This is a genomic window from Streptococcus suis (assembly GCF_002964575.1).
Classification (GTDB): Bacteria; Bacillota; Bacilli; order Lactobacillales; family Streptococcaceae; genus Streptococcus; species Streptococcus suis_R.
In genome coordinates this window covers 1-26,785 of sequence record NZ_POQQ01000040.1, presented here as the reverse complement: position 1 = coordinate 26,785, position 26,785 = coordinate 1, and the positions used below count along the sequence as shown (strand labels likewise).

Genomic DNA, 26,785 nt, shown 5'->3' with positions numbered 1-26,785 from the left:
TTTTTAGTATATCCTAAATAGTAAATAAAATCAATTGTTTATGTGTTAATATAATCAAAAACTTGAAATGAAGATGGAGCATTATAAAATATGGATTTTCTTTTATAATATAGGACAATAATCTTGAAAAATGAGAAGAATTATGCTAGCATATAAAAATAGATATCTATTCTTAAATATTTTTTAGAAATGATTGTTATTCATTTAGCTGTTAGTGATTCTAATTTGCTAGGATTAAATTTTCGAGGTAATTTACAATGAATAGGAAATATATTTTTTCTAAAATCGCAGAAGCTGAAGGTAGGCAACGAATGATAAAAACTAAAGCCTATGGTTTGGTTTCGACAATTACACTTGCTGGTGCTTTGGGACTTATGACTATTCCGAGTGTTGAAGCTGCGGAAATCAAAACAGGTCTTCAGACTACCCCAATCCGACGTGCTGCGTCAGATTCACTTTCAGATGAGCAGAAATCTCATGTCATCCCAGGACAAATTACTGATGTACCGATGTCATGGATCAATAGCGAGACAGGAAATGTGGAATGGATTACAGATTTTGTTTTAGTGTATGAAAAAACAGGAAAATGTAGTGCCATACCATCTGATGAAATTCAGATACCAGAAACTCCAAGTTCAGACACACCGGTGCCACCAAGTAGTGATACACCGGAAACTCCAAGTTCAGACACACCGGTGCCACCAAGTAGTGATACACCGGAAACTCCAAGTTCAGACACACCGGTGCCACCAAGTAGTGGTACACCGGGAACTCCAGGTTCAGACACACCGAAAACTCCAAGTTCTCTAGCTCCGTCTAGTCCTATCCAAAAGGTAATACAAAAAGTCTTGCCAAATACTGGTGTAAAACAGGCTACAACTCTAATTGTAGTAGGTGTTGGTTTGGCTACCTTTGCTGGTTACTTGATGTTTAGGAATAAACGTACAGGTAAAACTGTTGCTGTAGCTTTATTGGTTGCTACTGGGGCTGGGTTTAGCTCAGCTGCTTTAGCAGAATCAGTTGGCTTTTTAGATATTGTTCAACAAATTGAAATCAAATTGGATGAAAGATTCCAACACACTGCTGAAGAAAGCGAATGTTGGAAGTATGTAGGTTACATACCAGTTATAGCTGAGGAATCCGTAAAAGAGTCCAATAAAACAGGTAATGTCAATGTTAAATATGTTGATACCGAAGGTAAGGAAATCAAAGACCTGTACAAACTAGTAGAGAATGGTTTGGTTTCAACGACTAAGACAACGACAACGACTGTAGATGGAGTATCAAGCTCTACAGAAGAAACAGTTGCTTCAGGATTGACCTATGATGCAACAACTCAGAAACCAACAACTATTACTTTTGATGGTAAGGTTTATGAATTTGTTCAAGTCAAAGACGGGGATGTAGAACAAGGTCTCGTTACAGAGGGTACTACAACAGTCACGTATATCTACCGCCATGTACCACAAATTACAGAAACTGTCACAGAAACACCTACGACAGGTAATGTCAATGTTAAATATGTGGATACCGAAGGTAAGGAAATCAAAGACCTGTACAAACTAGTAGAGGAAGGTTTGGTTTCAACGACTAAGACAACGACAACGACTGTAGATGGAGTATCAAGTTCTACAGAAGAGACAGTTGCTTCAGGATTGAAATATGATGCAACAACTCAGAAACCAACAACTATTACTTTTGATGGTAAGGTTTATGAATTCGTTCAAATCAAAGACGGTGATGTAGAACAAGGTCTCGTTAAAGAGGGTACTACAACAGTCACGTATATCTACCGCCATGTACCACAAATTACAGAAACTGTCACAGAAACAACTACAGAAGGTAATGTCAATGTTAAATATGTTGATACCGAAGGTAAGGAAATCAAAGACCTGTACAAACTAGTAGAGAATGGTTTGGTTTCAACGACTAAGACAACGACAACGACTGTAGATGGAGTATCAAGCTCTACAGAAGAAACAGTTGTATCAAAATTGGAATATGATGCAACAACTCAGAAACCAACAACTATTACTTTTGATGGTAAGGTTTATGAATTCGTTCAAGTCAAAGATGGCGATGAAGAACAGGGTCTCGTTAAAGAGGGTACTACAACAGTCACATATATCTACCGCCATGTACCACAAATTACAGAATCTGTCACAGAAACAACTACAGAAGGTAATGTCAATGTTAAATATGTTGATACCGAAGGTAAGGAAATCAAAGACCTGTACAAACTAGTAGAGAATGGTTTGGTTTCAACGACTAAGACAACGACAACGACTGTAGATGGAGTATCAAGCTCTACAGAAGAAACAGTTGTATCAAAATTGGAATATGATGCAACAACTCAGAAACCAACAACTATTACTTTTGATGGTAAGGTTTATGAATTCGTTCAAGTCAAAGATGGCGATGTAGAAAAAGATCTCGTTAAAGAGGGTACTACAACAGTTACATATATCTACCGCCATGTACCACAAATTACAGAATCTGTCACAGAAACACCTACGACAGGTAATGTCAATGTTAAATATGTGGATACCGAAGGTAAGGAAATCAAAGACCTGTACAAACTAGTAGAGAATGGTTTGGTTTCAACGACTAAGACAACGATAACGACTGTAGATGGAGTATCAAGCTCTACAGAAGAAACAGTTGAATCAAAATTGGAATATGATACAACAACTCAGAAACCAACAACTATTACTTTTGATGGTAAGGTTTATGAATTCGTTCAAATCAAAGACGGCGATGAAGAACAGGGTCTCGTTAAGGAGGGTACTACAACCATCACCTATATTTATAAAGTTGCTCCAAACACGACTGAAACTATCTCTACAAAAGTATTTGGTACCGTTAAGACCCGTTATATTGATGCGGATACGGGGGTAGAGATTGTTCCCGGTTCTACCATTGTGGATGAGGGTGTCGTAGCTAATAATATCACCACAATAGTACGCAATGCAGCAGGAGAGGTGGTATCAGAGACGACTAAAAGAGTCCCAACTGGTCTGACTTACGATACCACTGATGATAAAACTGCGAAAAATGCAGAGATCGCTTTGTTACGTATTCCTGTTTTAGAAATGATTGACTATAATGGTAATCTCGTTACTCCGGATGCCAAAGGCTATGTAACTGTAACGGAAACTAAGACTTTTTCTGGCGCTGGTTTAACCTCTTCAGATTATCAATCGGCCTATAATTATGTGGAAAACCATTATAACCGAAATTTGAACCCAACATATCTTTCAATAAAGAGTCTTGATATAATTCCTGTTGGTTCAGAGTTTGCTTACAGTACTGTTGTTGAGTACACATATTATATAGGGAACAAAACAGTTGGTTATACTTTTGTCGGAGTGGATGAGGCAGAAGAAGGTGCTGTGGAAGAAGGAACTAAGACTATCACCTACAAATACCGTCGTCAAGCCTATGAGGCAGAAGCAACAACCGCAGTAGCGATGACTATTCAACCAGCCGAAATGACGACCTCGCTACCAGATTAGTATTAGACTAAGTGATCCAGACATGAGTATCTAAGCGAACAGGACTGCCTTCTGTTAATAGAGGTGGAAACTTGTTCGCTTTTTCTACAGTAAATGAAAAATAGAAAGACGGTGAAGCTATGACAGTCTATACCCTTAGGCGATTCATGTCGCCTAAAATATTCGGTTACGAATCTACCCAAACCTACCGACATGCAGTATTGAGGAAGCATGGAATCGCCAATAAATTTTTAATAACCACCCCTTTTGTATTAGAGCATGACTACCAACGTTTACGTGTCATGGGCTTTGAACCAGAGGATGTTATTAACCTTCCAGGTACCTATTCAGATATGGATACTACTACCTTTACTTATACACTTGAAGCCTTTGAGAAAACATTGGAAGTAGGTGCCCAGCTATTAAAAGAAGGCCCACAATACAGAATCTACAAGGTAGCGAATGGATTCATTGACGTTGATACCAATCTAGATGGTTTTGTAGTTGGTATCTTGCATCGCAACGCCAACTTAGAAATTGTTTCGACAACCTTTTGTTCTCAAGGTCCGTACTATACTGCGTATGGAAATGACGAGCAATCCTTTGAGTATTATAATCGAGATGGTTCTATCGCGATCTCTGGCTACTATCAAGGTCCTAAGGAGTATCCAGTGGTCTCCTATTATTTGGATGAAGAGGAGTTCAAAGAAGAGGACTTGGTGATACGTTATCTGGATGAGCATGGGGCCGAGAAGGATGTTATCATCAAAGATCAGTTGCAATCTCACTTTCCTGGTCTGATAGCTTACGCTGAGGAGAGAGGGATGATTTTCCGAGATGTCCTACACTATAATCATTATCATGGACTAGAACACAACAAAAACTATCAAACCGTTCTTCCGAACAAGCTATTGACGGCTAGTCCTTATCTCAATCAGAGACTGGTAGAAGAGGGATATGATGCCACATTTATCCATCCGGTAGGTGTAGCAGTTGCTTCTCATCCTCCAATGGGATTATCCTCTAATAAGGTATTCCTTTCAAGCCACTTTAACAGAATTAAGCGGGTTGATATGGCTATTGAGGCTTTTCGTCAGGTACCGGAGTTAGAGTTGCACATCTACGGAGGGATGGCGAATGAAGTTGAAAAGTTTAGGAAAACTCATCCGATCCCTGACAATGTGATCTTGAAAGGTTTTGTGGATACAGCCCTTATCCCCCGCCATAGTTTTACAGCTTACCTCTCTTGCTCTATCAGTGAGATGTATGCCAATGCCATGGTCGAAAGCTTGGGGGTCGGCTTGATTCCCATTCTTTCTAAGGTTGACTTTGGTCACAACCAAGTTTTGGACAAACTTGACTACGGTACAGGTTTTGAAACCGTTGAGGAGTTGGTGGAGGTTTTGAGAAAGCTTGTCGCATGGCCGACGGATTATCGCAAGCAAGTTTCAGAAAAGGTGCTAGAGATCGCTCAAGAGTTTTCTCATGATGAGGCTGAAAGTGCCCTCCTCAACTGGCTAAAATCGGTCGGTTCTAGAGATGTAGAGTAAAACCTCTTTCTTTGAGAGAAGCTCAATGCTGTTATGGTCCGATGTCTTCTCTTCTTGATGTGAGCTTTTAGGTAGACTAGCACAAAGAAAGGAATTTTGAGGAAAAATAGATGATAAATGAGGAATACCATTGAGAAATTTAATCTTTTGCCAAACTCCTTTTCAGCTAAAGGTTGCATTGGCAATCATGCAGTTAAATTTAGAGGATACCTGGGAATTGGTAATTTTAAAGAGTCAGCTGGTCGAAACCAAGTGGCCCCCTTTGTTGGAGCAGCTCCCACTGAGTGTTCAGCTACACTTACTTGACCACAGTATTGATGAGACCTTATATCAAGGAATTTCTTCTCTGCCATCGGAAATCGACTATCTCTACGTAGCCTCGCTTGATTCCGTACCGGCTTCTATCTATCTAGAATTTCACCCGGATACCAAGATAAAAACCTTTGATGATGGGACGGCTTCTATTTTAAAAAATGGAGTTTTTGGAACTCCTGGTCAATACAAGACTTTCCAGCACTTGCACCCATCTTGGGATCAAGAGCGCATAAAGGCTTCGTCCCTAGAACATTATACTGTATTTGATGTTCCAAGCATTATCCCTGCACCAGTGGTTACCAGATTATCACTCCCCTTTGAAATGGAGGCTGGAAGTGATGTGAAAAAGCCCTTGGCTCGTGTTTTTATTGGTCAAGAAATACAAGATTCTAGGATGGATACTGCCAATTATACGCAAGCAGTGTGTATACAGTTGGGTATTGATTACTATTTAAAGCATCCTAGAAAACCAATAGATATTAGCTATGTAAATCAAGTAGAAACAGACCTACTAGCAGAAGATTTTGTATTTCGCTTATTAGCTAAGTATGAATGTGTGGAAGTCTACCATTACTATTCCACCACAGCCTTATTGTTAAAAGATCTACCAAATGTGAAAGTGCGAGGGATCATGGTATCGAGCGTAAAGAAATTGCAGGATGAACTGGCAACTTTTGGGCTAAAATTTAACAAGCTTGCCTATTATGCTTCGCAAGTAAAAGAGCACAAGAATCATAATGAAGATTGAACCACTAAGACCATTAGAACAAGTTTTATAGTAGAGATTGGAGGTGGAATGTGAGGGTAGCAATTATTCCTATGCGGTCTGGGTCCAAAGGAGTCCCTCATAAAAATATTAGAATGATTGGTGGAAAACCGTTGGCTTGTTATACGATAGATTTAGCCTTAGAGTGTCAACTGTTTGATGAAATTGTCATATCTACTGATTCTGAGAACTATATTTCTTTATTAACATCCTATTACAGGGATAAGTTGCTATATGTCAAACGTCCAATTGACCTTGCGACAGATACTTCAACTATGGTTGAAACCATATTGCATGTATTTTCAGAAAGAAGATATAGTCTAGATACCAATTTTATTACATTTCAGGTCACTAGTCCGTTGCGTTCAGTCTCTTTTATTCGTGATTTTTCAAATTCTTGGTCTGATAAATATGACGCCTGTATTACAGTTAAACCGTTTGATAGAAATCTGTCTTTGGTAGCACCGCTATTACAAAATGGTTTATTTCATTTACCTAAATTGGATAATACGAAAACAAATAGACAATCACAAGGCATGATTTATTACCCAGATGGTTCAATGTGGATGTCCACAGTAGACAAATTTATGAAGAACCAATCATTTTACACTTCTACTACATTTGGATATCTGTCACCTGAATGGTCTAGATATGACGTTGATACTGAATTAGATTTATTTATAGTTGAGCAACTAATGCGAAGAGCAAACGAATCCAACAGAGATAGGCATTCTCCTAATGAGCAGGAATCTAACGAAATTGGCTAAGAAATTAGTCCAAGATAGTAGAAACAAAAATAAAAACACAGATAGTTCGGCTGGATTTTATCAAAATCAGCTCGAATCTATCTGTGTTTTTATTTACTGGCTAGTTTTTGCCCATCCTCCTTGTTCTTATTTTCCAAGGCAGAATTGGCTAAAGAGTTGGGTGATGAGTTCGTCTGGAGCAGCATCACCTGTGATTTCTCCCAAAATCTGCCAACAGCGGGTCAGGTCAACCTGTAACAAGTCAACAGGCATGCCCATTTCCAGTCCGTCATTAACAGCTTGCAAGCTTTGGACAGCCTGTTCAATGAGGGAAATGTGGCGGGAGTTGGAGAGGTAGGTGGCATCTTGCTCTACCAGACCAGCATTTTCAAAGAAGAGTTGGTTGATTTTTTCTTCAATTTGGTCAATGTTTTGGTTTTTCAAGACGGAAATGCGGATGACCTCCTCAGGCAGCTGGTCTGCTTCAATCTTCTCTTCTAGGTCGGTCTTGTTGAGCAGGACAATGCGGTTTGCCATGTCAGAAATGGCTAGGAGATTGCGGTCTTGCTCGGTCAGGGGCTCAGATGCGTTGAGGACCAGCAGGATCAGGTCGGCCTCCTCAAGGGCTTTTTTAGACCGTTCCACACCAATTTTTTCAACGATGTCGTCTGTTTCGCGGATACCTGCTGTATCAATCAGCTTGAGAGGGACGCCTTTGATGTTGACGTATTCTTCGATAACGTCACGGGTTGTTCCTGCGATGTCTGTAACGATGGCTTTTTCCTCGCGGAGGAGGTTATTGAGCAGGCTGGATTTTCCGACATTGGGACGACCGATAATAGCGGTTGCGATGCCTTCACGCAGGATTTTTCCACGGCGGGCAGTGCGGAGGAGATTTTCCAAAAGCGCTTGGAACTGTAGGGTTTTCTCGCGGACCAGCTCTGTCGTCGCCTCCTCAACGTCGTCGTACTCAGGGTAGTCGATGTTGACCTCGACCTGAGCCAGCGTGTTGAGAATTTCCTGGCGCGTGTCGTTGATGAGCTGGGAGAGGGAGCCGTCAAGCTGGCGGACGGCATTATGCATGGCTTTATCAGTCTTGGCACGGATAACATCCATGACAGCCTCGGCCTGGGTCAAATCTACACGACCGTTGAGAAAGGCGCGCTTGGTAAATTCGCCCGGCTCAGCCATTCGAGCCCCTTGACGAATCAGGAGTTGGAGGATTTCGTTGGTAACGGCGATGCCTCCGTGGGTGTTAATCTCGATGACATCTTCGCGTGTGAAGGTCTTTGGAGAACGCATGGCTCCAATCATAACCTCGTCCAGCACTTGACCCGTCGCAGGATCAATGATATGACCGTAGTTGAGGCTGTGACTGGGTACAGTTGCTAGGTCCTTGCCCTTGAAAACCTTGCTGGCAATGGCAAAAGCGTCCGTCCCAGATAGGCGGACAATCCCAATAGCTCCCTCACCGAGAGGGGTGGAAATAGCAGTAATAGTGTCGAATTCTTTGGTAATCATAATAATGTGCTTTCTAACTAGAACAAGTAAAGTGCTTTTATATAAGAAATCGTTTGTCACTAATCGTGGCAGTTTTTTGAGAGAATACTGACTGTATTTTGCAAAAAACTAAGGCTGAGTAGCTGAAAAATTAGTCTTAGATGGAAGTGCAGGACTGCGAATACAGGTTCTTAAATCTCACTTATAAGTTTAACATGGAATGAAGAAAAAAGCATCGAATCGGTGCACAAAATTAGGTACGGACAAAGTATTATTTTTACTTGCTGAGTCGTTTCGAACAATAACTCTGTAGGTCAAGGATTTCTGGCTCTTTGTCAACTGTAGTGGGTAGATGAAAAGCTAACACCTAGAGAGGACGAAATTCGTTCTCTCTTTCTTTATGTTCAAAGCAATCAAAATGCGTTTTCTAAAGTTTTCAAAGTTCCTAAAACCAAAGGCATTTCTCTTAATGACTTTGATGAGATTGTTGGTAGCTTCCAGTTTGGCATTGGAATAAGGCAATTCCATGGCGTTTAAAACCTTGTCTTTATCCTTTAGAAATGTCTTAAATACCGTCTGGAAAATAGGATTAACAGAGGCTATTTCCTGTTCGATGAGACTGAAGAAATGATCTGAATTTTTCTCTTGGAAATGGAACAAGAGAAATTGATAGAGTTCATAGTGCTGTCGGAGCTCATCTGAGTAGGATAGGAGTTTTTCTAGAATTTCCTTGTTGGTTAAATGCATCCGAAACATAGGGCGATAAAATCGTTTATCGCTGAGTTTACGACTATCCTGTTGTATCAATTTCCAGTAGCGTTTCAAGGCTCGGTATTCCTGCGATTTTCTATCAAGTTGGTTCATAATTTGAATACGGACACGGTTCATAGCACGACTAAGGTGTTGCACGATATGAAAGCGGTCGAGTACAATCTTGGCGTTTGGAAATAGTTGTCTAGCCAATTTGTAGTAGGGACTAAACATATCCATGGTAATGACTTTGACCCGATTTCTAACCTTTCTAGGATAGCGCAGAAAGTGGTTTCGAATGGTTGCTTGAGTTCTTCCGTCCAGAATGGTTATGACATTCAGGGAGTTGAAATCTTGTGCGATAAAGCTCATCTTCCCCTTCTTGAAGGCATACTCGTCCCAGGACATGACTTCTGGAAGCTTGTTCCAATCCGTTTCAAACTTGAACTCATTTAGTTTTCGAATAACTGATGATGTTGAGATGGATAGCCTGTGTGCGATATGTGTCATTGCTTGATTTTCGATGAGTAATTGAGCGATCTTCTGGTTAACTGCGACAGCGATTTGGTGGTTCTTCTTGACAAGAGGAGTTTCAGCGACCGCTATTTTCCCACATTCCTTGCACTTGAAACGACGCTTTCTAAGGCGGATAAGTAAGGGATAGCCAGCAGTTTCTAGGTAGGGAATTTTGGAGGCCTTCTGGAAGTCGTATTTTGCCATTTGTCCCTTGCATTTTGGGCATTTAGGGGCTGTGTAATCCAAGTGACCGTGGAGTTCTAAGTGAGTTCCCAGGTCATATTCATTAGAGATAGTAATATTTTTGTCTTTAATTCTGAGAAAATTTGTGATAAGATTTAGTTGTTCCATATGAACCCTTTCTAATGAGTTGTTTAGTCGCTTTTCATTATAGGTCATATGGGACTTTTTTTCTACACTCCAAAAGGCTCCATAATCTCCATGGTGGTTTTACCCACTACAGAAATTATAGAGCCGGATTTCTGAATAAGAGATTTAGTCATGGTCTAACATTACACCAGTAGGGAACTGCTGGTTTTTAACTTGAACAAAGAAATATTTTCATATGCGAGATTGTAAGACAAGATTCGAAATTCGATGGAACTATGGTATAATGGATGAGATAAGGGGAAGTGGTATGATATATAATAAAATAATTGCAACTGATATGGATGGAACCTTTTTGAGAGGGGACCATAGCTTTGATAAGGAGCGTTTTCGTGTTCTTCTTGATAACTTTAAAACACGAGGCTATCTGTTTGTAGCGGCAAGTGGTCGCTCTCTTCCAGGTTTAAAGCTCTTATTCGAGGATTTCTTAGATGATATTGCCCTGGTTGCAGAAAATGGAGCAGTAGTTCTGTATGGTAATCAGACGATTTACATAGATGAGCCTATTAAACCAGCAACCTATCTATCCTTGGTAGATGAACTGATTAAGAGCGGATATGTTAAAACTCAGCATATCACCCTATCTGGTCTGAAGGCTTCTTATATGTTGGATACGGTTGAAGATGATCTATATCAGGTCCTATCAGACTATTATCAAGATATTGTTTTGCTTCCACGTTTTGAGGATGTTTCTGAGGATATTATTAAATTAAATCTCTATATTGATGAGGATATACGTACAGAAGCGCAAGACTGGATCAATAATCATTTTCAACAATTGACTGCTGTCACGACGGGCTTTACCTCAATCGACATTATCTTGTCAGGTGTTCATAAGGGAATTGGTTTATCGCATCTATGCAAGTACTTTGGCTTATCTGGAAAGGATTTGATTGCCTTCGGAGATAACCAAAATGACCTAGAAATGATGAAGCTGGCAGCTTTTTCTGTTGCGACCGCAAATGCAGTTGATGAAGTCAAGACACAAGCAGACTTGGTTATTGGGCATTGTAATGAAGAAGCCGTGATGGCCTACATGGAGGAATTAGTAAATGGCAATTAAGTTGATTGCATTAGATTTAGATGGAACGCTTCTGACATCTGATAAACGGATTTCAGAGGCAAATAAAAAAGCTCTACAAGCTGCACGTGATCAGGGGGTCTATGTGGTTTTGACTACAGGACGCCCCTTGCAAGCCATTGGCGCTTTTTTGGAAGACTTGGATTTGCTGGGTGAGGGGCAGTATTCCATTACCTTTAATGGTGGTCTGGTTCAAGAAAATACAGGTCGGGTTTTGGATAAGGTGGGCTTTACCATTGAGGAAGTCCGTGCCATTCGTCAGGTGACCAATGAACTAGATTTACCCCTTGATGCAGTCTATGGTGGGGATGTATACTCTCTACCAGCTGCCCACGAATCTCTCTATTTGACTGCTAACCCCCTTTTGAATAAAATCAAGGTGACTGATGACGAATTGCCAGAGGACTTCGTTTACAATAAGGCTGTGTCGGCAGTAGATGCAGATTTCTTGGATGCACAAATTCCGAAAATTCCTGCGGAATTGCACGAACGTTTTGAGATTTTTAAATCGCGTGATATTTTGCTTGAGTGGAGCCCTAAAGGTGTCCACAAGGCAAATGGTTTGGCTAAGTTGATTGGTCATCTTGGAATTGACCAGTCAGAAGTCATGGCTTGTGGCGATGAAGGCAATGACCTTTCTATGATTGAATGGGCTGGTATGGGTGTTGCTATGGCTAATGCCACAGATGAGATAAAAGCTGCCGCCAAGGTAGTCTTGCCTAAGACCAATGATGAAGACGGCATTGCCTGGGCTGTTGAACACTATGTATTGAACGAGGACTAGTATGGGATTATTCGATCGATTATTTGGACAAAAGGCTCAAGAAGAGCCTAGAGAAGAAGTTGTTGAAGAGCTTGAAGTAGAGCAGTTGGTTTCTGAAAAGGACACTGAAGTATCTGAAACGGAGTCAACTATTCCTGAACAGGACAGTTCAGGACCAACTGACTTGAATGCCGAGCAAGAAGCTCAGAAACAACGGACCTTAGACATGATGGCCCAGTATTATGCAGCCAAGGAAGCTGCTGCGGCTCGAGTGAAGGAAGCGCAGGAACAAGGCTTTGATCCTGCCATTCAAACCAAAGTCAAGGAAGAGCCTGTTGAGGAAGTTGCTAAAGTCGAGGAGGAAAGTGAGCAGGACAAGTACCAGCGGACCTTGAAAAAGACGCGCACAGGCTTTGGAGCAAGACTTAACGAATTCTTTGCTAATTTCCGTTCGGTTGATGAAGAATTTTTCGAAGAGTTGGAAGAAATGCTGATTTTGTCAGACGTGGGTGTGCAAGTTGCTTCTACTCTGACAGAGGAGCTCCGCTATGAAGCCAAACTACAGAAGGCTAAAAAGACAGATGAACTCCGCCGTGTGATTATCGAAAAATTGGTGGATATTTATGAAAAAGACGGTCAATTTAGCGAGCAGATCAACTTCCAAGACGACCTAACGGTCATGCTCTTTGTCGGTGTCAATGGTGTTGGGAAGACGACGTCTATCGGTAAGTTGGCCTACAAGTACAAGCAGGCTGGCAAGAAGGTTATGCTGGTTGCGGCGGATACTTTCCGTGCGGGTGCGGTAGCCCAGCTGGTCGAGTGGGGTCGCCGTGTCGATGTGCCAGTGGTCACAGGACCTGAAAAGTCAGACCCAGCTAGTGTGGTTTTTGATGGGGTAAAACGTGCCGTGGCAGAAGGCGTGGATATTCTCATGATTGACACAGCAGGTCGTTTGCAGAATAAAGATAACCTTATGGCAGAGCTGGAAAAAATCGGCCGTATCATTAAACGAACACTTCCTGATGCACCGCATGAAACCCTCTTAGCATTGGATGCTTCCACAGGACAAAACGCCCTCAGTCAAGCCAAGGAATTTGCCAAAATTACTCCATTGACAGGTCTTGTTTTGACCAAGCTAGACGGTACTGCAAAAGGCGGTGTCGTTCTTGCCATCCGTCAGGAGTTGGATATTCCTGTTAAACTGATAGGTTTCGGTGAAAAAATCGATGACATCGGAGAATTCAAGTCTGAAGAGTTCATGCGTGGGCTCTTGGAAGGATTGCTATAGAAAAATATGCTGGACGAGACCTCCATCAAGGATATCTCGTCCAGCATATTTTTGATTATTGGGAAGAAGTACTGGTTGACGTACTACTTTCTGTACTCGAACTGGCTGTACTGCTTGTGGAACTGCCGTTTAATTCTAGGTAGCTTGGTGCTTTGAAGAGGTCAACAGTGGATTGGTTTCCATTCTGGCTGTAGAGGCTGGTTGATTTAGCCCCTAGCTCATTTTCTAGTGCAATCTCAGCGGCCAAGGAATCAATGTAGTTGTATTTGCTAGCATCTAGGGCTGGCAGACCATTGTCAAAGAAGCGGATGAGGTCGCCTGTTTGAATGGCATCACTCGCTGCTAATTGGGCAGTTGCGGCTTCCTTAATCACATCAATTTCTTTTTGGGTGGTTTCGTCAGGATTGGTAATCTCAATCCCTGTTTCGGTATAGTAAATCTTACCTGCATAACTGGTGTATTTTGGTGTGATAAAACTTCCTTCTGTTCGGAGAGCCACGATTTGCTTGTTCTGAGGTGACAGTAAATCCTGTCCGACCTGTAAGAAATTATTTGCTTTTATGCCTAGCAGGTGTTCGAGTGTTGGGAGGGTATCAATTTCTCCGCCAAAGGTATTGAAAATGCCTCCCGTGGTCATACCTGGCACCACAATCATATAAGGGACGCGTTGCAACATGGCATTGTCAAATTCTGTCCAGGTTTGAGGGTCCTTATTTAAAAGGGGGGCTAAGTCTGGATTGCGTGAATTAGATATTCCATAATGGTCGCCGTAGAGGACGATAACTGAATTTTCATATAGACCAGTCGCCTTCAAATAGTTGAAGAAGGACTTGATGGATGTATCCAAATAATTGGCAGTAGCAAAATAGCCGTTGATGGTTTCATCATCTGTATTGGCCAGTGGAAATCCTTTCTCATCGCCAATCAAGCTAGTGGTATAAGGATAGTGGTTGGATACGGTGATGAACTTGGCATAAAATGGTTGTTGCATCCGTTCCAAATATTTGATGGAATCTGCAAACATGATTTTATCATTTAAACCATACTGGAAAGAGTTTTCTTCTGTCGCTTCAGAAAAATAGGATTGGTCAAAGAAATAGTTGTATCCCCATTGTTTGTAGGTGTTATTCCTATTCCAAAAACTAGCCGAATTACCGTGGAAGACAGCAGATGTGTAGCTACCGTTCTGAGATAGGATATAAGGTGCTGCTTGCTGGGTATTGCTTCCCCCATACTGAACCATGAATGAGCCTTGGTTTAATCCAAATAAGGAGGTTTCAATCATGGTTTCAGCATCGGAGGTTTTACCCGCCTTGACTTGATTGAAGAAATTGGAGAAAGCTAGAGTAGAGTTGGAATGATAGAGAGAATTGAGAAAGGGAGTTACCTCGTATTCTGCTCCATTAACCTTTAGCTTGTAATCAATGACAAATTGTTGCAGGCTTTCAAGATGGAGATAGATGACGTTGCGTCCCTTGGCGATGCCGAAATAGTTATCATTGGGCTGGGCATAGTGTTCCTCAACATACTGTTTAATGGGTTCAAGGTCACTTGGATTGGCTCCTGAGCGATCCTTATGGGCTGTATAGGTCTGATGAGCATTATAACCTAAAAAGGCTGGCAAACCCAAGGCTCTGACGATATAGGTATTTGAAAAACCTCGTGTCAATAATTCAGGTCGATCAACTTCAGCCAAAAATAGATTGATGGAGAAGAGCAGGGTTGAGAATGCTGTAATAGCAAAGCTAGCCTTTGGATAGAAAGGCTGTTTATCCCAATTGACATTTTTTCGATAGAGGAGGACACCAAAAGCGATAAAGTCTAGAAAATAGACTAGATCCCAGGGCCGAAATAGCTTGATTGCTGCTTCACCAAGACCAGCAGAAACACTAGAAGTTGCCATCATGGTTGAGATGGAAATATAGTCTGAAAATTCTCGGTAGTAAACAGCGTTTGAAAATAGCCAGGCAAAGAGAAGGAAATACATTCCACTGGCTAGTCCATAAAACAGCTTTGTCTGTTTGGCATAGAGAGCTAGCCCTATTAAGAGTAAGCCGATTGGCAAGGGGTTGATAATGGCAATGACATGCTGGAATATCCCTTGTAAATCTAAGCTAAAATCAACATAGTAGGCCCAGAGAGTTTTGAGCCAATACATCACTAGAAGGATGAGGACGAAGCCAAAACGAGTTTTGGAATACTCTTTGACATGGTCAATTATTTTTTTCACAAATAAACCTCAAGTTCCTTTCTAAGAACCTGTATTCATAGTTCAGCACTTCCATCTAAGCTAGTTTTTCAGTCAGTCAACATACAGTCAGTATTCTTTCAAAAAACAGCCTTGATTAGCGAAAAATGATCTCTTCTATATAATCACTTCACTTGTGAATACAGGTTTTAAATCTCAGTTCATTATACCATAATTTTAAAATAAGCCTCAAAGTTTGGAGTTTTTTTGGCATATATGCAGAATCGTGTTATAATAAATTTATGAAAATAAGGGTAAATCGAATTGCAGAGCAGAAGATCAACAAGGGCATTCAACTCCTAGATAGTGCTGATTTTTCAGGATTTTCTGTGACAGAAGATAAGCTTGTTGACCTAGTTTCTGAAACAGGCAAACATTTAGGGAAGGCTTATCTTTCTCCGCAGAACAAGGGGATTGGCTGGCTATATAGTTACTCTAAAGAAGAATTGACAGAAAGCTACTTTGTGAACCTGTTTAATAAAGCACGGCAAAAGCGACATCATTTTTATCAGTCAGACTTGACCAATGCCTTTCGCTTATTCAATCAAGATGGGGATGATTTCGGTGGGATGACGATTGATTTATATGATGAATATGCAGTTTTTTCTTGGTATAATACCTTTGTTTATTCTATCAAGGAAAAGATCGTTTCTGCCTTTCAGATGGTCTTTCCAGAAGTAAAGGGTGCTTATGAAAAAATTCGATTTAAGGGTTTGGACTTTGAGTCCGCCTTTCTTTACGGACAAGAGGCGCCAGAAAATTTCACTGTCTTAGAGAATGGTGTTGCTTATCAAGTTTTCATGAATGACGGCTTGATGACAGGTATTTTCCTCGATCAACATGAAGTCCGCGGTTCACTGGTGGATGGTCTGGCGACAGGTAAGACCCTGCTCAATATGTTTTCTTATACAGCCGCCTTCTCCATTGCTGCAGCTATGGGAGGAGCAATAGAAACCACTTCTGTTGATTTAGCGAAACGGTCGCGTGAACTTTCTACAGCTCATTTTAAGGTTAATGGTGTAGAATTAGACAATCATCACTTTGTAGTCATGGACGTCTTTGAATATTTCAAATATGCCAAGCGCAAGGGATTAAGCTATGATGTCATTGTCCTGGATCCACCAAGCTTTGCCCGAAATAAAAAACAGACATTTTCGGTAGCCAAGGACTATCATAAATTGATTTCCCAGTCACTAGAAATCCTAAATCCAAACGGAATAATCCTTGCCTCAACCAATGCGGCCAATGTGTCGGTTGAGAAATTCCGTCAACAGATTGAGAAAGGTTTTGGTTCGCAAAAGCATCGCTATACTACGACCTATCGCTTACCAGCTGATTTTACAATCAATAAAAATGATGAAAGTAGTAATTACCTCAAGGTCTTTACGATAAGGGTAGAAAAATGAAAATAGTAGTTCCTATTATGCCTAGAAATTTGGAAGAAGTAGAGGCTATTGATGTAGGACGTTTGGCGGAAGCCGACCTCATTGAGTGGAGAGCAGATTATCTTCCAAAAGAGGATATTTTAAGAGTAGCTCCTGCCATCTTTGAGAAATGCAATGGTAAGGAAGTAATTTTTACCGTCCGAACAACACGAGAAGGTGGTTATTTGGACTTGGCAGACCAAGAGTATGTTGATTTAATTAAGGAAGTGGCAGCCCTTTATCAGCCAGACTATATTGATTTTGAATATTATTCCTACCAGTCCGTTTTTGAGCAGATGTTGGAGTTTCCAAATCTTGTCTTAAGTTATCATAATTTTGAAGAGACACCTGCTAATTATCTGGAAATCATGTCTGAATTAACCAGTCTTTCGCCAGCAGTAGTTAAAATGGCAGTCTTGGCCAATAGTGAGCAGGATGTCTTAGATGTCATGAACTATACTCGCGGCTTTAAGACCTTGAATGCTGAACAGACTTTTGCGACGATTGCTATGGGGGAACTAGGTAAGATCACTCGGATTGCCGGTGTGATTACTGGTTCTTGTTGGACCTTTGCAAGTTTGGATGAAGTATCGGCTCCTGGACAGATGTCCTTGGCTAATACACGTAAGTTTTTGGAAATTTTGGAGAATTAAGTATGCGTTATTTAACAGCTGGTGAGTCCCATGGACCACGTTTGACAGCCATTATTGAGGGAGTTCCAGCTGGTCTTCCTTTGACAGCAGAGGATATCAATGCAGATTTGAAACGTCGTCAAGGTGGTTATGGTCGTGGCAGTCGGATGCAGATAGAAACAGACCGTGTTGAGATTACAGCCGGCGTCCGTCATGGCAAGACAACTGGTGCACCAATTACCCTTAATGTAACCAACAAAGACCACCAAAAGTGGTTGGATATTATGGCTGTTGAGGATATTGAAGATAAGCTTAAAAGCAAGCGTCGGATTCGACATCCACGTCCAGGTCATGCTGATTTGGTCGGTGGTATGAAGTACCGTTTTGATGATTTGCGGAATTCCTTGGAGCGTTCGAGTGCGCGTGAAACAACCATGCGAGTGGCAGTTGGTGCCGTTGCCAAACGAATTTTAGCTGAGTTAGATATTGAAATTGCCAACCACGTAGTTGTGTTTGGTGGTAAAGAAATCGATGTTCCAGATGGTTTAACCGTTGCAGAAATCAGAGAACGTGCAGCCCAGTCAGAAGTTTCTATTGTCAACAAAGAGCGTGAGGAAGAAATCAAAGCCTATATCGACCAAATCAAGCGTGACGGGGATACCATTGGTGGTGTTGTAGAAACCATCGTTGGTGGTGTTCCAGTTGGTCTGGGTTCTTATGTTCAATGGGATAAGAAATTGGATGCCAAACTGGCTCAGGCAGTTGTATCGATCAATGCCTTTAAAGGTGCAGAATTTGGTGTCGGTTTCCAAGCTGGTTACTTAAAAGGCAGTCAGGTCATGGATGAAATTCTTTGGTCTGAGCAAGATGGCTACACCCGCAGAACCAACAATCTTGGTGGTTTTGAAGGTGGTATGACAAATGGACAACCACTGGTTATCCGTGGTGTGATGAAGCCCATTCCAACCCTTTACAAGCCTCTGATGTCTGTCGATATTGATACGCATGAGCCCTATAAGGCAACTGTGGAACGTTCTGACCCAACGGCTCTTCCAGCAGCTGGTGTGGTCATGGAATCCGTCGTAGCTACGACTATTGCGACAGAAATCCTGGAAAAATTCTCTTCAGACAATATGGAAGAATTAAAGGCTGCAGTAGCTAGTCACCGTGATTACGTTAGAAATTTCTAGGTCAGCAATGAAAAAAACGATTTTGATTGTCGGTCTGGGCCTGATTGGAAGTTCACTCGCCCTTTGTATCCGTAAACAGCATCCAGATTATCATATTCTAGGTTTTGAACCCAATCCAGCTTCTGCACAGGTTGCGCTTGAGCAAAAAATGGTGGACTACCTATTAGATGATTTGGTAGAATTGGCTGGACAAGCTGATGTGATTCTTCTGAGCGTGCCTATCCAAGTGTCGCTTGAATTGATAGAAGAGTTAAGTCACATGAACCTGAAAGAAGGCGTTCTGATTACAGATGCGGGTTCAACCAAGTCAGCTATTGTGACTGCAGCTGATAAGTTTCTTTTACCTAAGAACATCAACTTTATCGGTGGGCATCCGATGGCTGGTAGTCATAAGTCTGGTGCGGTAGCGGCAGATATCCACTTATTTGAAAATGCCTACTATATAATGACGCCTTGTCAGGCTACCAAGGCAGATGCAGTTCCTCGATTGACTGATTTACTGTCTGGGACAGGTGCCCGCTTTGTCCAGCTTGATGCAGCAGAGCATGATAGGGTCACCAGTCAGATTTCCCATTTTCCACATGTCTTGGCTTCTAGTTTGATGAATCAGGCTGGAGATTACGCCCAAAATCATCCCTTTACCAATAATTTTGCGGCAGGTGGTTTTCGGGATATGACCCGGATTGCCGAAAGTGAACCAGGTATGTGGACCAGCATTCTCATGACCAATCCAGAAGCGATTTTGGATAGGATCGCGGAATTTCAAGACCGACTGAACCAAGTTTCAACCATCCTGAAATCTGGAGATAGAGAGGCTATTTGGGAATTTTTTGAAACAGGTCGTCAGACCCGCAAGGCTATGGAAATTCATAAGAGAGCCGGTGTGGATTCCTTCTATGATTTATTCCTTAGCGTTCCCGATGAGGAAGATACGATTTTGAAGGTCTTGGAAGTCCTGCGTGGCATTTCCATTGTCAATATTCGTATTAACGAAGAAAACCGTGAAGATATACACGGTATATTACAAATTACGTTTAAAAATAAGGTGCACTTGGAAGAAGCTGCTCACCGTTTGAGGGAGCAAACGACTTACCAACTACACCACGATTAAAGGAGAAAGCTTATGTCAACAAATATCTATGATATTGCAAATGAATTGGAACGTGCTATCCGTAACCTGCCTGAGTACAAGGCAGTAGAAGCGGTTAAAGTTTCCGTTGAAGGCAATCCTGAAGCAAATGAAATTTTGGAGGGCTATATTAGCTTCCAACGCGGTATTCAGGAAAAATTGCAAGCGGGTGATATTCCTACAGAAGAAGATCAAAAAACCATGTTGGATTTCAATAAGAAGGTTCAAGCCAATCCAATTTTGGTCGAATATTTCACAAAACAGCAGCAGTTAGCAGCTTATGTAGCTGATTTGGAGCGTATTATTTTCAAACCTTTGAATGAATTGCTATAGAGTACAGCCGAAAGGCTGTATTTTTGTTCGAAAAATTGGAGATTACTTGACAATCCTTCTTCATTGGTATATACTACAATTAGTATATGGTTATAACCAGTGTACATAAAATGTATATTGATTTAAGGAGATAGGCTATGTCTAAATATGTATATGCTAAGTCTATTATTTTAAAGGATACTGAGGTAGAGAATGCCTATCTTGAATTAACTGACGCAGGTACTTTTGGTCAGATTCTGACGGAGAAGCCAGAAGGTGAGATTATTGATTATTCCGACTATCATCTGGCAGCAGGTTTGGTGGACACCCACATTCATGGCTATGCATCTCACGATGTCATGGACAATGATTTCGAAGGGATCAAGGTGATTTCAGAAGGCCTCTTGTCTTGTGGGGTTACCTCTTGGCTTCCTACAACCCTGACAGATTCCACAGAAAATTTGGATGCAGTCTGTGAAACCATCGGAACCTATGCAGGTCAGGAAAGAGGTGCCAAGATTCAGGGAATTTTCTTAGAAGGTCCCTTCTTTACAGAAAAATACAAGGGAGCCCAAAATCCCAAGTATATGAGCGATCCATCCATTGAGAAATTGGACAAATGGCACCAGCTCTCCAAGGGCCTGGTTAATAAAATTGCCATTGCGCCAGAAAGAGAAGGTGTGACAGAATTTATCGAATTTGCCAACGGCAAGGCCATTCATACAGCTCTCGCTCATAGTGATGCGACCTATGCGCAAGCAGAAGCGGCTGTAAATGCAGGAGCCAATATCTTCGTCCATGTCTACAATGGTATGAGTGGGCTACATCATCGTGAGCCAGGAATGGTTGGCGCAGCCCTGAACTTAAAAAATGTTTATGCAGAAATGATTTGTGATGGTCACCATGTTCATCCAGCGGCAGCAGAAGTTGTCATTAAAGCGCGTGGCGCAGAAGAAACAGTATTGATTACAGACTGTATGCGAGCTGGAGGAATGGGTGAAGGAAATTCTCGACTGGGTGAATTTGAAGTTATTGTAAAGGACGGCACAGCCCGTCTGAAAGATAGCGGTAGCCTGGCAGGCTCCATTCTGGAGTTAATCCAAGCTGTTCAGCATGTGGTTGAATGGGGCTTGGTGTCCTTGCCTGATGCCCTTCGTATGGCTTCTCTGGCACCAGCTCGTTCTGTCAACATTGACCATGTTTGTGGTCAGATTGCAGAAGGACGGGCAGCAGACTTTATCGTTGTAGATGATGCGGGACGTTTGAAAGCTACCTACCTCGATGGAGTGAAACGATTCGGTTAATAAAATCCTTAGGAGGAATCTAATGACAAAATTACAACTTTCTCAGGCTAAATTTGACCACATGACCCGCTTGTCAAACAGCGATCAGGTGATTGCGGCCTTGGCGATTGACCAACGTGGTGCTTTGAAACGCCTTTTGGCTGCGGCAGCAGGTGGTGGCGAATTTGGAGATGATATTTTGATTGATTTCAAAAAAGTTATCTCAAGTGACTTGACACCTTATGCAAGTTCCATTCTTTTGGATGCTGAGTATGGTGTTCCAGCTTCAGAATTGCGCCATGCAGATTGCGGTTTCATTGCAGCTTATGAAAAAACAGGTTACGATGCTTCCACACCAGGTCGTTTGCCAGACCTTTTGCCAAACTGGTCAGCAAAACGCATCAAAGAATTGGGTGCAGATGCCGTAAAAATCTTGCTTTACTATGATGTAGATGACAAGCCAGAAATCAATGACATCAAGCATGCCTGGGTAGAACGTATTGGTAGCGAGTGTATCGCAGAAGATATTCCTTACTTCGTGGAAATCTTGACTTACGATGCCAGCGACATGGATGTGACTTCTCGTGAATACGCAGCCCTCAAACCACACAAGGTCAATGGTGCCATGCGTGAATTTAGCAAGCCACGCTACAATGCAGATGTGCTTAAGGTAGAAGTACCAGTTAACATGAACTTTGTAGAAGGCTACACAGATGAAGAGCCAGTCTATACAGTTGAGGAAGCCAAGGCCTTCTTCAAGGAGCAAACAGACAGTACCCACTTGCCATTCATCTATTTGAGTGCGGGTGTATCTGCTAAACTCTTCCAAGAAACCCTTGTCTTTGCTAAAGAAGCCGGTTCAAGCTTTAACGGTGTTCTTTGTGGACGCGCGACTTGGAAGGATGCAGTAGCTATCTTTGCAAGTGAAGGGGAAGAAGCAGCTAAAGCTTGGTTGGCAGACCAAGGTCGTCGCAACGTAGAAGAACTCAACGAGGTTCTGGCAACAACTGCCCGTCCTTGGACAGAAAAAGTGGAAGTTAAATAAAAAAATGCAGGGATTGGCACTATCCAATTCCTGTTTTTTTCCGTAAAAATAGTTAAAAAGTTAAAAAATCTGAAAATTTAAGCAATTTTTGTTGACAAATGCTTGAAAATGAATTAAGATAAGTAGGAATTAAAAATCAATAGAAAGGAAAACAGAGATGTTACAAATGTGTCAAAACCATTCAGCTAATCATACTTATTTCTACGGCTATTTTAGATAGTGTTTGTAGACATGGTAAACATGGATGCAAACACGGGAACGTAAAGTTTGTATCTATGTGGCTGTAGCTGTTTTGACGTGTGCCTCATAGATGATACATCTAAATGGCACAGTACTTCATTCTGTTTTCACATACAGTTGAAATATGGGACCGTTTAGAGTGTAGTCTAAGCGGTCCTTTCGTATTCATTTTTTATTAAATAAAGGAGATAAATCATGGGATTTAAAAAAGTTATTCTTAGTTCAGTTGTTCTTTTGTCTGCAGTTACACTGGCTGCATGTAGCTCAAATTCATCCGATTCAGACTCAGTCAATATTGGTATTATTCAATATGCCGAGCATGAAGCCTTGACGGCAGCGCGTGAAGGTTTTGTTGAGGCCTTGGCAGAAGCTGGTTATAATGAAGGTGAAAACCTGACTATCGATTTGCAAAACTCACAAGGTGACCAAGCCAACCTGCAAACCATGGTTCAAAAGTTAGCGGGCAACAATGATATTAACTTTGCAATTGCAACACCAGCTGCCCAAGCCATGTTAAACGCAGATGCTGAAACACCAAGTGTCTTTACGGCTGTAACGGATCCTGTTGAAGCAGGTTTGGTGGAGTCTTTGGAAGTACCTGGTGGAACCATGACAGGCTCAATCGATGCGACAGATGTGACAGATCAAATTGAGATGTTGCTCAAGGTTGTTCCAACTGCGAAAACAGTCGGTATTTTCTACAATTCAAGCGAGGTAAACTCGGAAGTTCAAGCTAATCAGGCAAAGAAAGCCCTTGAAGCTAAAGGCATTAAGGTAGAAGTGGCTACAGTGACATCTACTAACGATGTTCAGCAAGCCATCACCTCACTGGCTGGCAAAGTGGATGCCATCTACCTTCCAACTGATAATACAGTAGCCTCAACTGCTTCAACTATTGGCGATATTTTGAAAGAAGCAAAAGTGCCGGCTATGGGTTCGGATGCAGCGGTAATTGATGCAGCTTTGTTCACTTACGGTGTTGACTACCATGCTATCGGTGTTCAGGCAGGTGAATTAGCAGTCAAGATTTTGGAAGGTGAAAAGCCAGCAGACTTGGCTGTAGAAAAACCAAATACAGCAGCTATTGCTGTCAACGAAGAAATGGCAAAAGCAGTGGGAATTGACCCAGCAACGATTAAAGCACTCGAAGAATAAAGATTTGGGAGATTGGATGTTATGTATCATAAGCTTGTAAAAAAATTGGCTACTATTTCATTGGCAAGTGTTACTGCCTTGACGCTGGCTGCTTGTTCCTCATCATCTGACCAAGCCTCATCTGAGGCGGTAAAAGTCGGTGTACTTCAGTATATGGAGCATGAGTCATTGACAGCAGCGCGCGAAGGTTTTGTGGCAGAATTGGAAGCAAACGGCTACAAAGAGGGAGATAAATTGGTATTGGACTATCAAAATGCCCAAGGTGACCAGGCCAACCTTCAAACTATTTCCGAGCAACTCATCGATGGAAATGACCTTGTCCTAGCCATCGCAACACCATCAGCTCAAAGTTTGGCGACGGTGTCAACGGAAACACCAGTTCTCTTCACTGCCGTTACAGACCCACTTTCTGCTGACTTGGTTGAATCGATTGAAAAACCAGGAGGTCTCTTGACCGGTACATCTGACCAGGCTCCAATCGATAAACAAGTTGAATTGCTGGGGCAAGCCGTTCCAGATGCCAAGACTGTAGGTATTTTATACACAACCAGCGAACGCAATTCAGAAGTTCAGGTTGAACAAGCCAAGGAATTGCTTGAAAAAGCTGGTTACAAGGTGGTTGTCAAAGGTATTACTTCAACCAATGAAGTGCAAGATGCGACAACCAGCTTGATGCAAGATGTAGATGCAGTCTTTGTTCCAACTGATAATACAGTCGCTTCAACTATGACCATGATTGGTGAATTGTCTGTGGAGCATAAGGTTCCTGTCATCGGTGGTTCAACAGACATGGTGGATGAAGGCGGGCTCTTGACCTACGGTACCAACTACGAAGCACTTGGTCGTCAAACAGCTAAAATGGCCATTAAGATTATCGAGGGTGCCAAGGTATCTGAAACAGCTGTAGAATATCCAGAAACAGTTAGCCTTCATGTTAATGAAGAAATGGCTAAAAAACTAGGTATCGATACAGCCAAACTAACTGTATCAGAATAAGAAGGATGGTATGGCACTTGGGAATTGCTAGGTGCTAGATAAGGAGAAAAACGTGGATATTATTTTATCAAGTATTTCGCAGGGCTTGCTTTGGTCGGTCATGGCGATAGGTGTTTACTTGACATTTCGTATTTTAGATATTGCAGATATGACAGCGGAGGGTTCTTATCCCCTCGGTGCTGCTGTCTGTGCGACAGGGATTGTCAATGGAGTGAATCCTCTGATGGCAACCTTCATGGCAGTGCTAGCGGGTATGGTGGCAGGTCTGGTTTCTGGCTTGCTTCATACTAAATTAAAAATTCCAGCCCTCTTGACGGGTATTGTGACCTTGACTGGTCTTTATTCGATTAACTTGAAAATTTTGGGTAAGGCCAACGTAGCCCTGCTTAAACAAGAAACCTTGGTAACGCAATTACAGGATTTGGGTTTAACCAAAACCAACGCCGTTTTGGTCATTGGTCTGGTCTTTGTATTAGCTGTTGTGGGCTTGTTGACGCTCTTGTTCAACACACAAATTGGTCTGGCTATTCGTTCAACAGGGGATAATATTCCGATGAGTGAAGCCAACGGTATCAATGTAGACAATATGAAAATCTATGGCTATATGATGTCAAATGGCTTGATCGCTCTCTGTGGAGCCTTGTTGACACAAAACAATGGCTATGCGGATCTCAACTCTGGTACAGGTACCATTGTTATTGGTTTGGCATCTGTTATTATTGCAGAAGTTATCTTGCGTAACTTGCGTTTGGGCTGGAGATTACTGTCTGTTGTACTGGGTGCCGTTGTTTACCGTTTGATTATCCTTGCAATTTTGGAAATTCCAGGTATGGATGCAGACCTAGTGAAACTCTTCTCAGCAATCCTCTTGGCAACGGTTCTCTATGTGCCAGAATTGCAGAAGAAACTCAACATTCGTCGACCAAAATTGAATGGAAATGCTTAGGAGGAAGTCATGAAAACTATTTTATCAATCCAAAATATTCATAAAACCTTCGAAGCTGGAACGGTCAATGAGAACCATGTCCTTCGTGGCTTGAACCTAGATGTAAAAGAAGGTGATTTCATTTCCATTATCGGTGGTAATGGTGCGGGTAAATCAACGTTCATGAACTCACTTGCGGGTGCCTTGACAGTTGATTCGGGCGATATTTTGCTGGAAGGTAAATCCATCAAGCATGTGCCAGCCGCAAAACGTTCTAAGGACATCAGCCGTGTTTTCCAAGATCCTAAGATGGGAACGGCTTCTCGCTTGACCATTGAAGAAAACATGGCTATCGCCTATCGTCGTGGCTTGTCACGTGGTCTTGGCTGGGGTGTGAAAGACAGTGAACGCGCGATTTTCAAGGAAGCCTTGAAAGAACTCGGTTTGGGCTTGGAAAATCGTATGAAAGTAGATACACAGTTTCTTTCAGGCGGTCAGCGTCAGGCTTTGACCTTGATGATGGCTTCGCTGGTGAAACCAAAAGTTCTGCTCTTGGATGAACACACTGCAGCCCTTGATCCAAAAACCAGTGACATGGTCATGGAGCTCACCAAGAAAATCGTTGAAGGCCACCAATTAACTGCCCTTATGATTACGCACAACATGGAAAATGCTATCGAATACGGAAATCGTTTGGTCATGTTGCACCGTGGTCAGATTGTTGTCGATGTAGAAGGAGAAGAGAAGAAGAACCTAACCGTTCAAAATCTAATGGACCTTTTCTACAAAAACAGCGGTGAAAAGCTGACTGACGATGAAATGATTTTATAAAAAAAGAGGAGGCTGGGCAAAAACTAGCTTCTCGCATATAAAAAAACGAGCAATTCCAATTAGGAGTTGCTCGTTTTCCATTTCATGCTTTATAATTATAATAACGACAAAACAACTAGAAAGGCATGAAAATGTATAAACAGTATAACACAAATCAGTTAAGTTTGGAATTAAATCTTGCTTGGGATTTACCTGCTACTCACGAGGCTCGTCTGATTA

Annotated in this window: 21 protein-coding genes; 18 read left to right on the top strand and 3 right to left on the bottom strand. The window is 41.9% G+C overall.

Features of this window, described 5'->3' with window-relative positions:
• The first annotated feature begins 311 nt into the window (after positions 1 to 311).
• From C1E58_RS03575 to C1E58_RS03560, 4 genes are all read left to right on the top strand, one after another.
• Positions 312 to 3,515 carry a MucBP domain-containing protein gene (locus tag C1E58_RS03575; protein ID WP_153055818.1) on the top strand — a complete coding sequence of 1,068 codons (3,204 nt, stop codon included), beginning with the start codon at positions 312 to 314 and terminating at the stop codon, positions 3,513 to 3,515.
• 119 nt (positions 3,516 to 3,634) lie between these two features.
• Entirely contained in the window at positions 3,635 to 5,044 is a 1,410-nt protein-coding gene (locus C1E58_RS03570; protein ID WP_105209365.1) for a glycosyltransferase, read from the top strand.
• A 187-nt stretch (positions 5,045 to 5,231) separates the two neighbouring features.
• A complete protein-coding gene (locus C1E58_RS03565; RefSeq protein WP_153055817.1) occupies positions 5,232 to 6,107 on the top strand; it encodes a glycosyltransferase family 52 in 876 nt (291 codons plus the stop codon).
• A 50-nt stretch (positions 6,108 to 6,157) separates the two neighbouring features.
• Complete coding sequence (locus C1E58_RS03560; protein ID WP_105209363.1) at positions 6,158 to 6,892, top strand: acylneuraminate cytidylyltransferase family protein; 735 nt, start codon at positions 6,158 to 6,160, stop codon at positions 6,890 to 6,892.
• A gap of 126 nt (positions 6,893 to 7,018) precedes the next feature.
• On the opposite strand, the gene mnmE is transcribed toward C1E58_RS03560, so the two are convergent.
• Complete coding sequence (mnmE, locus tag C1E58_RS03555) at positions 7,019 to 8,392, bottom strand: tRNA uridine-5-carboxymethylaminomethyl(34) synthesis GTPase MnmE (protein ID WP_105209362.1); 1,374 nt, start codon at positions 8,390 to 8,392, stop codon at positions 7,019 to 7,021.
• Between the two features lie 339 nt (positions 8,393 to 8,731).
• Positions 8,732 to 9,988, bottom strand: coding sequence for an ISL3 family transposase (locus C1E58_RS03550; protein ID WP_192873108.1), 1,257 nt, complete (start codon positions 9,986 to 9,988; stop codon positions 8,732 to 8,734).
• Positions 9,989 to 10,274: 286 nt separating this feature from the next.
• On the opposite strand from C1E58_RS03550, the gene C1E58_RS03545 reads away from it, so the two are divergent.
• The 3 genes from C1E58_RS03545 to ftsY are packed head-to-tail and all read left to right on the top strand — an operon-like array spanning position 10,275 to position 13,156.
• Positions 10,275 to 11,087, top strand: coding sequence for a Cof-type HAD-IIB family hydrolase (locus tag C1E58_RS03545; RefSeq protein WP_238142233.1), 813 nt, complete (start codon positions 10,275 to 10,277; stop codon positions 11,085 to 11,087).
• Entirely contained in the window at positions 11,077 to 11,889 is an 813-nt protein-coding gene (locus C1E58_RS03540; RefSeq protein ID WP_105209361.1) for a Cof-type HAD-IIB family hydrolase, read from the top strand. The genes C1E58_RS03545 and C1E58_RS03540 overlap by 11 nt, the downstream gene beginning before the upstream one ends.
• A gap of 1 nt (position 11,890) precedes the next feature.
• On the top strand, positions 11,891 to 13,156 hold the full coding sequence (ftsY, locus tag C1E58_RS03535) for a signal recognition particle-docking protein FtsY (protein WP_105209360.1): 1,266 nt from the start codon (positions 11,891 to 11,893) through the stop codon (positions 13,154 to 13,156).
• Positions 13,157 to 13,211: 55 nt separating this feature from the next.
• Here the strand turns inward: ftsY and C1E58_RS03530 are convergent, their stop codons facing one another.
• Positions 13,212 to 15,386, bottom strand: coding sequence for an LTA synthase family protein (locus tag C1E58_RS03530; RefSeq protein WP_105209359.1), 2,175 nt, complete (start codon positions 15,384 to 15,386; stop codon positions 13,212 to 13,214).
• 260 nt (positions 15,387 to 15,646) lie between these two features.
• Between C1E58_RS03530 and C1E58_RS03525 the strand changes: the two genes are divergently transcribed.
• From C1E58_RS03525 to C1E58_RS03475, 11 genes are all read left to right on the top strand, one after another.
• Entirely contained in the window at positions 15,647 to 16,810 is a 1,164-nt protein-coding gene (locus tag C1E58_RS03525) for a class I SAM-dependent rRNA methyltransferase (protein WP_105209358.1), read from the top strand.
• On the top strand, positions 16,807 to 17,481 hold the full coding sequence (aroD, locus tag C1E58_RS03520) for a type I 3-dehydroquinate dehydratase (protein WP_105209357.1): 675 nt from the start codon (positions 16,807 to 16,809) through the stop codon (positions 17,479 to 17,481). The genes C1E58_RS03525 and aroD overlap by 4 nt, the downstream gene beginning before the upstream one ends.
• 2 nt (positions 17,482 to 17,483) lie before the next feature.
• Complete coding sequence (gene aroC, locus C1E58_RS03515) at positions 17,484 to 18,650, top strand: chorismate synthase (protein WP_105209356.1); 1,167 nt, start codon at positions 17,484 to 17,486, stop codon at positions 18,648 to 18,650.
• Between the two features lie 7 nt (positions 18,651 to 18,657).
• The gene (locus C1E58_RS03510; protein ID WP_105209355.1) at positions 18,658 to 19,761 is read left to right on the top strand and encodes a prephenate dehydrogenase; all 1,104 of its coding nucleotides are present in this window, start codon (positions 18,658 to 18,660) and stop codon (positions 19,759 to 19,761) included.
• A gap of 12 nt (positions 19,762 to 19,773) precedes the next feature.
• Positions 19,774 to 20,112 carry a YlbF/YmcA family competence regulator gene (locus tag C1E58_RS03505; protein ID WP_105209354.1) on the top strand — a complete coding sequence of 113 codons (339 nt, stop codon included), beginning with the start codon at positions 19,774 to 19,776 and terminating at the stop codon, positions 20,110 to 20,112.
• Positions 20,113 to 20,249: 137 nt separating this feature from the next.
• Positions 20,250 to 21,395, top strand: a complete 1,146-nt coding sequence (nagA, locus tag C1E58_RS03500) for an N-acetylglucosamine-6-phosphate deacetylase (RefSeq protein WP_105209353.1) — start codon at positions 20,250 to 20,252, stop codon at positions 21,393 to 21,395.
• A 22-nt stretch (positions 21,396 to 21,417) separates the two neighbouring features.
• Positions 21,418 to 22,419 carry a tagatose-bisphosphate aldolase gene (lacD, locus tag C1E58_RS03495; protein ID WP_105209352.1) on the top strand — a complete coding sequence of 334 codons (1,002 nt, stop codon included), beginning with the start codon at positions 21,418 to 21,420 and terminating at the stop codon, positions 22,417 to 22,419.
• 435 nt (positions 22,420 to 22,854) lie between these two features.
• Entirely contained in the window at positions 22,855 to 23,814 is a 960-nt protein-coding gene (locus C1E58_RS03490; protein WP_105209351.1) for an ABC transporter substrate-binding protein, read from the top strand.
• 21 nt (positions 23,815 to 23,835) lie between these two features.
• Positions 23,836 to 24,810 (top strand): ABC transporter substrate-binding protein, encoded by a 975-nt coding sequence (locus C1E58_RS03485; RefSeq protein ID WP_105209350.1) that lies wholly within the window; start codon positions 23,836 to 23,838, stop codon positions 24,808 to 24,810.
• A gap of 52 nt (positions 24,811 to 24,862) precedes the next feature.
• Complete coding sequence (locus tag C1E58_RS03480) at positions 24,863 to 25,756, top strand: ABC transporter permease (RefSeq protein ID WP_105209349.1); 894 nt, start codon at positions 24,863 to 24,865, stop codon at positions 25,754 to 25,756.
• A 9-nt stretch (positions 25,757 to 25,765) separates the two neighbouring features.
• The gene (locus tag C1E58_RS03475; RefSeq protein WP_105209348.1) at positions 25,766 to 26,566 is read left to right on the top strand and encodes an ABC transporter ATP-binding protein; all 801 of its coding nucleotides are present in this window, start codon (positions 25,766 to 25,768) and stop codon (positions 26,564 to 26,566) included.
• Positions 26,567 to 26,785 lie beyond the last annotated feature (219 nt).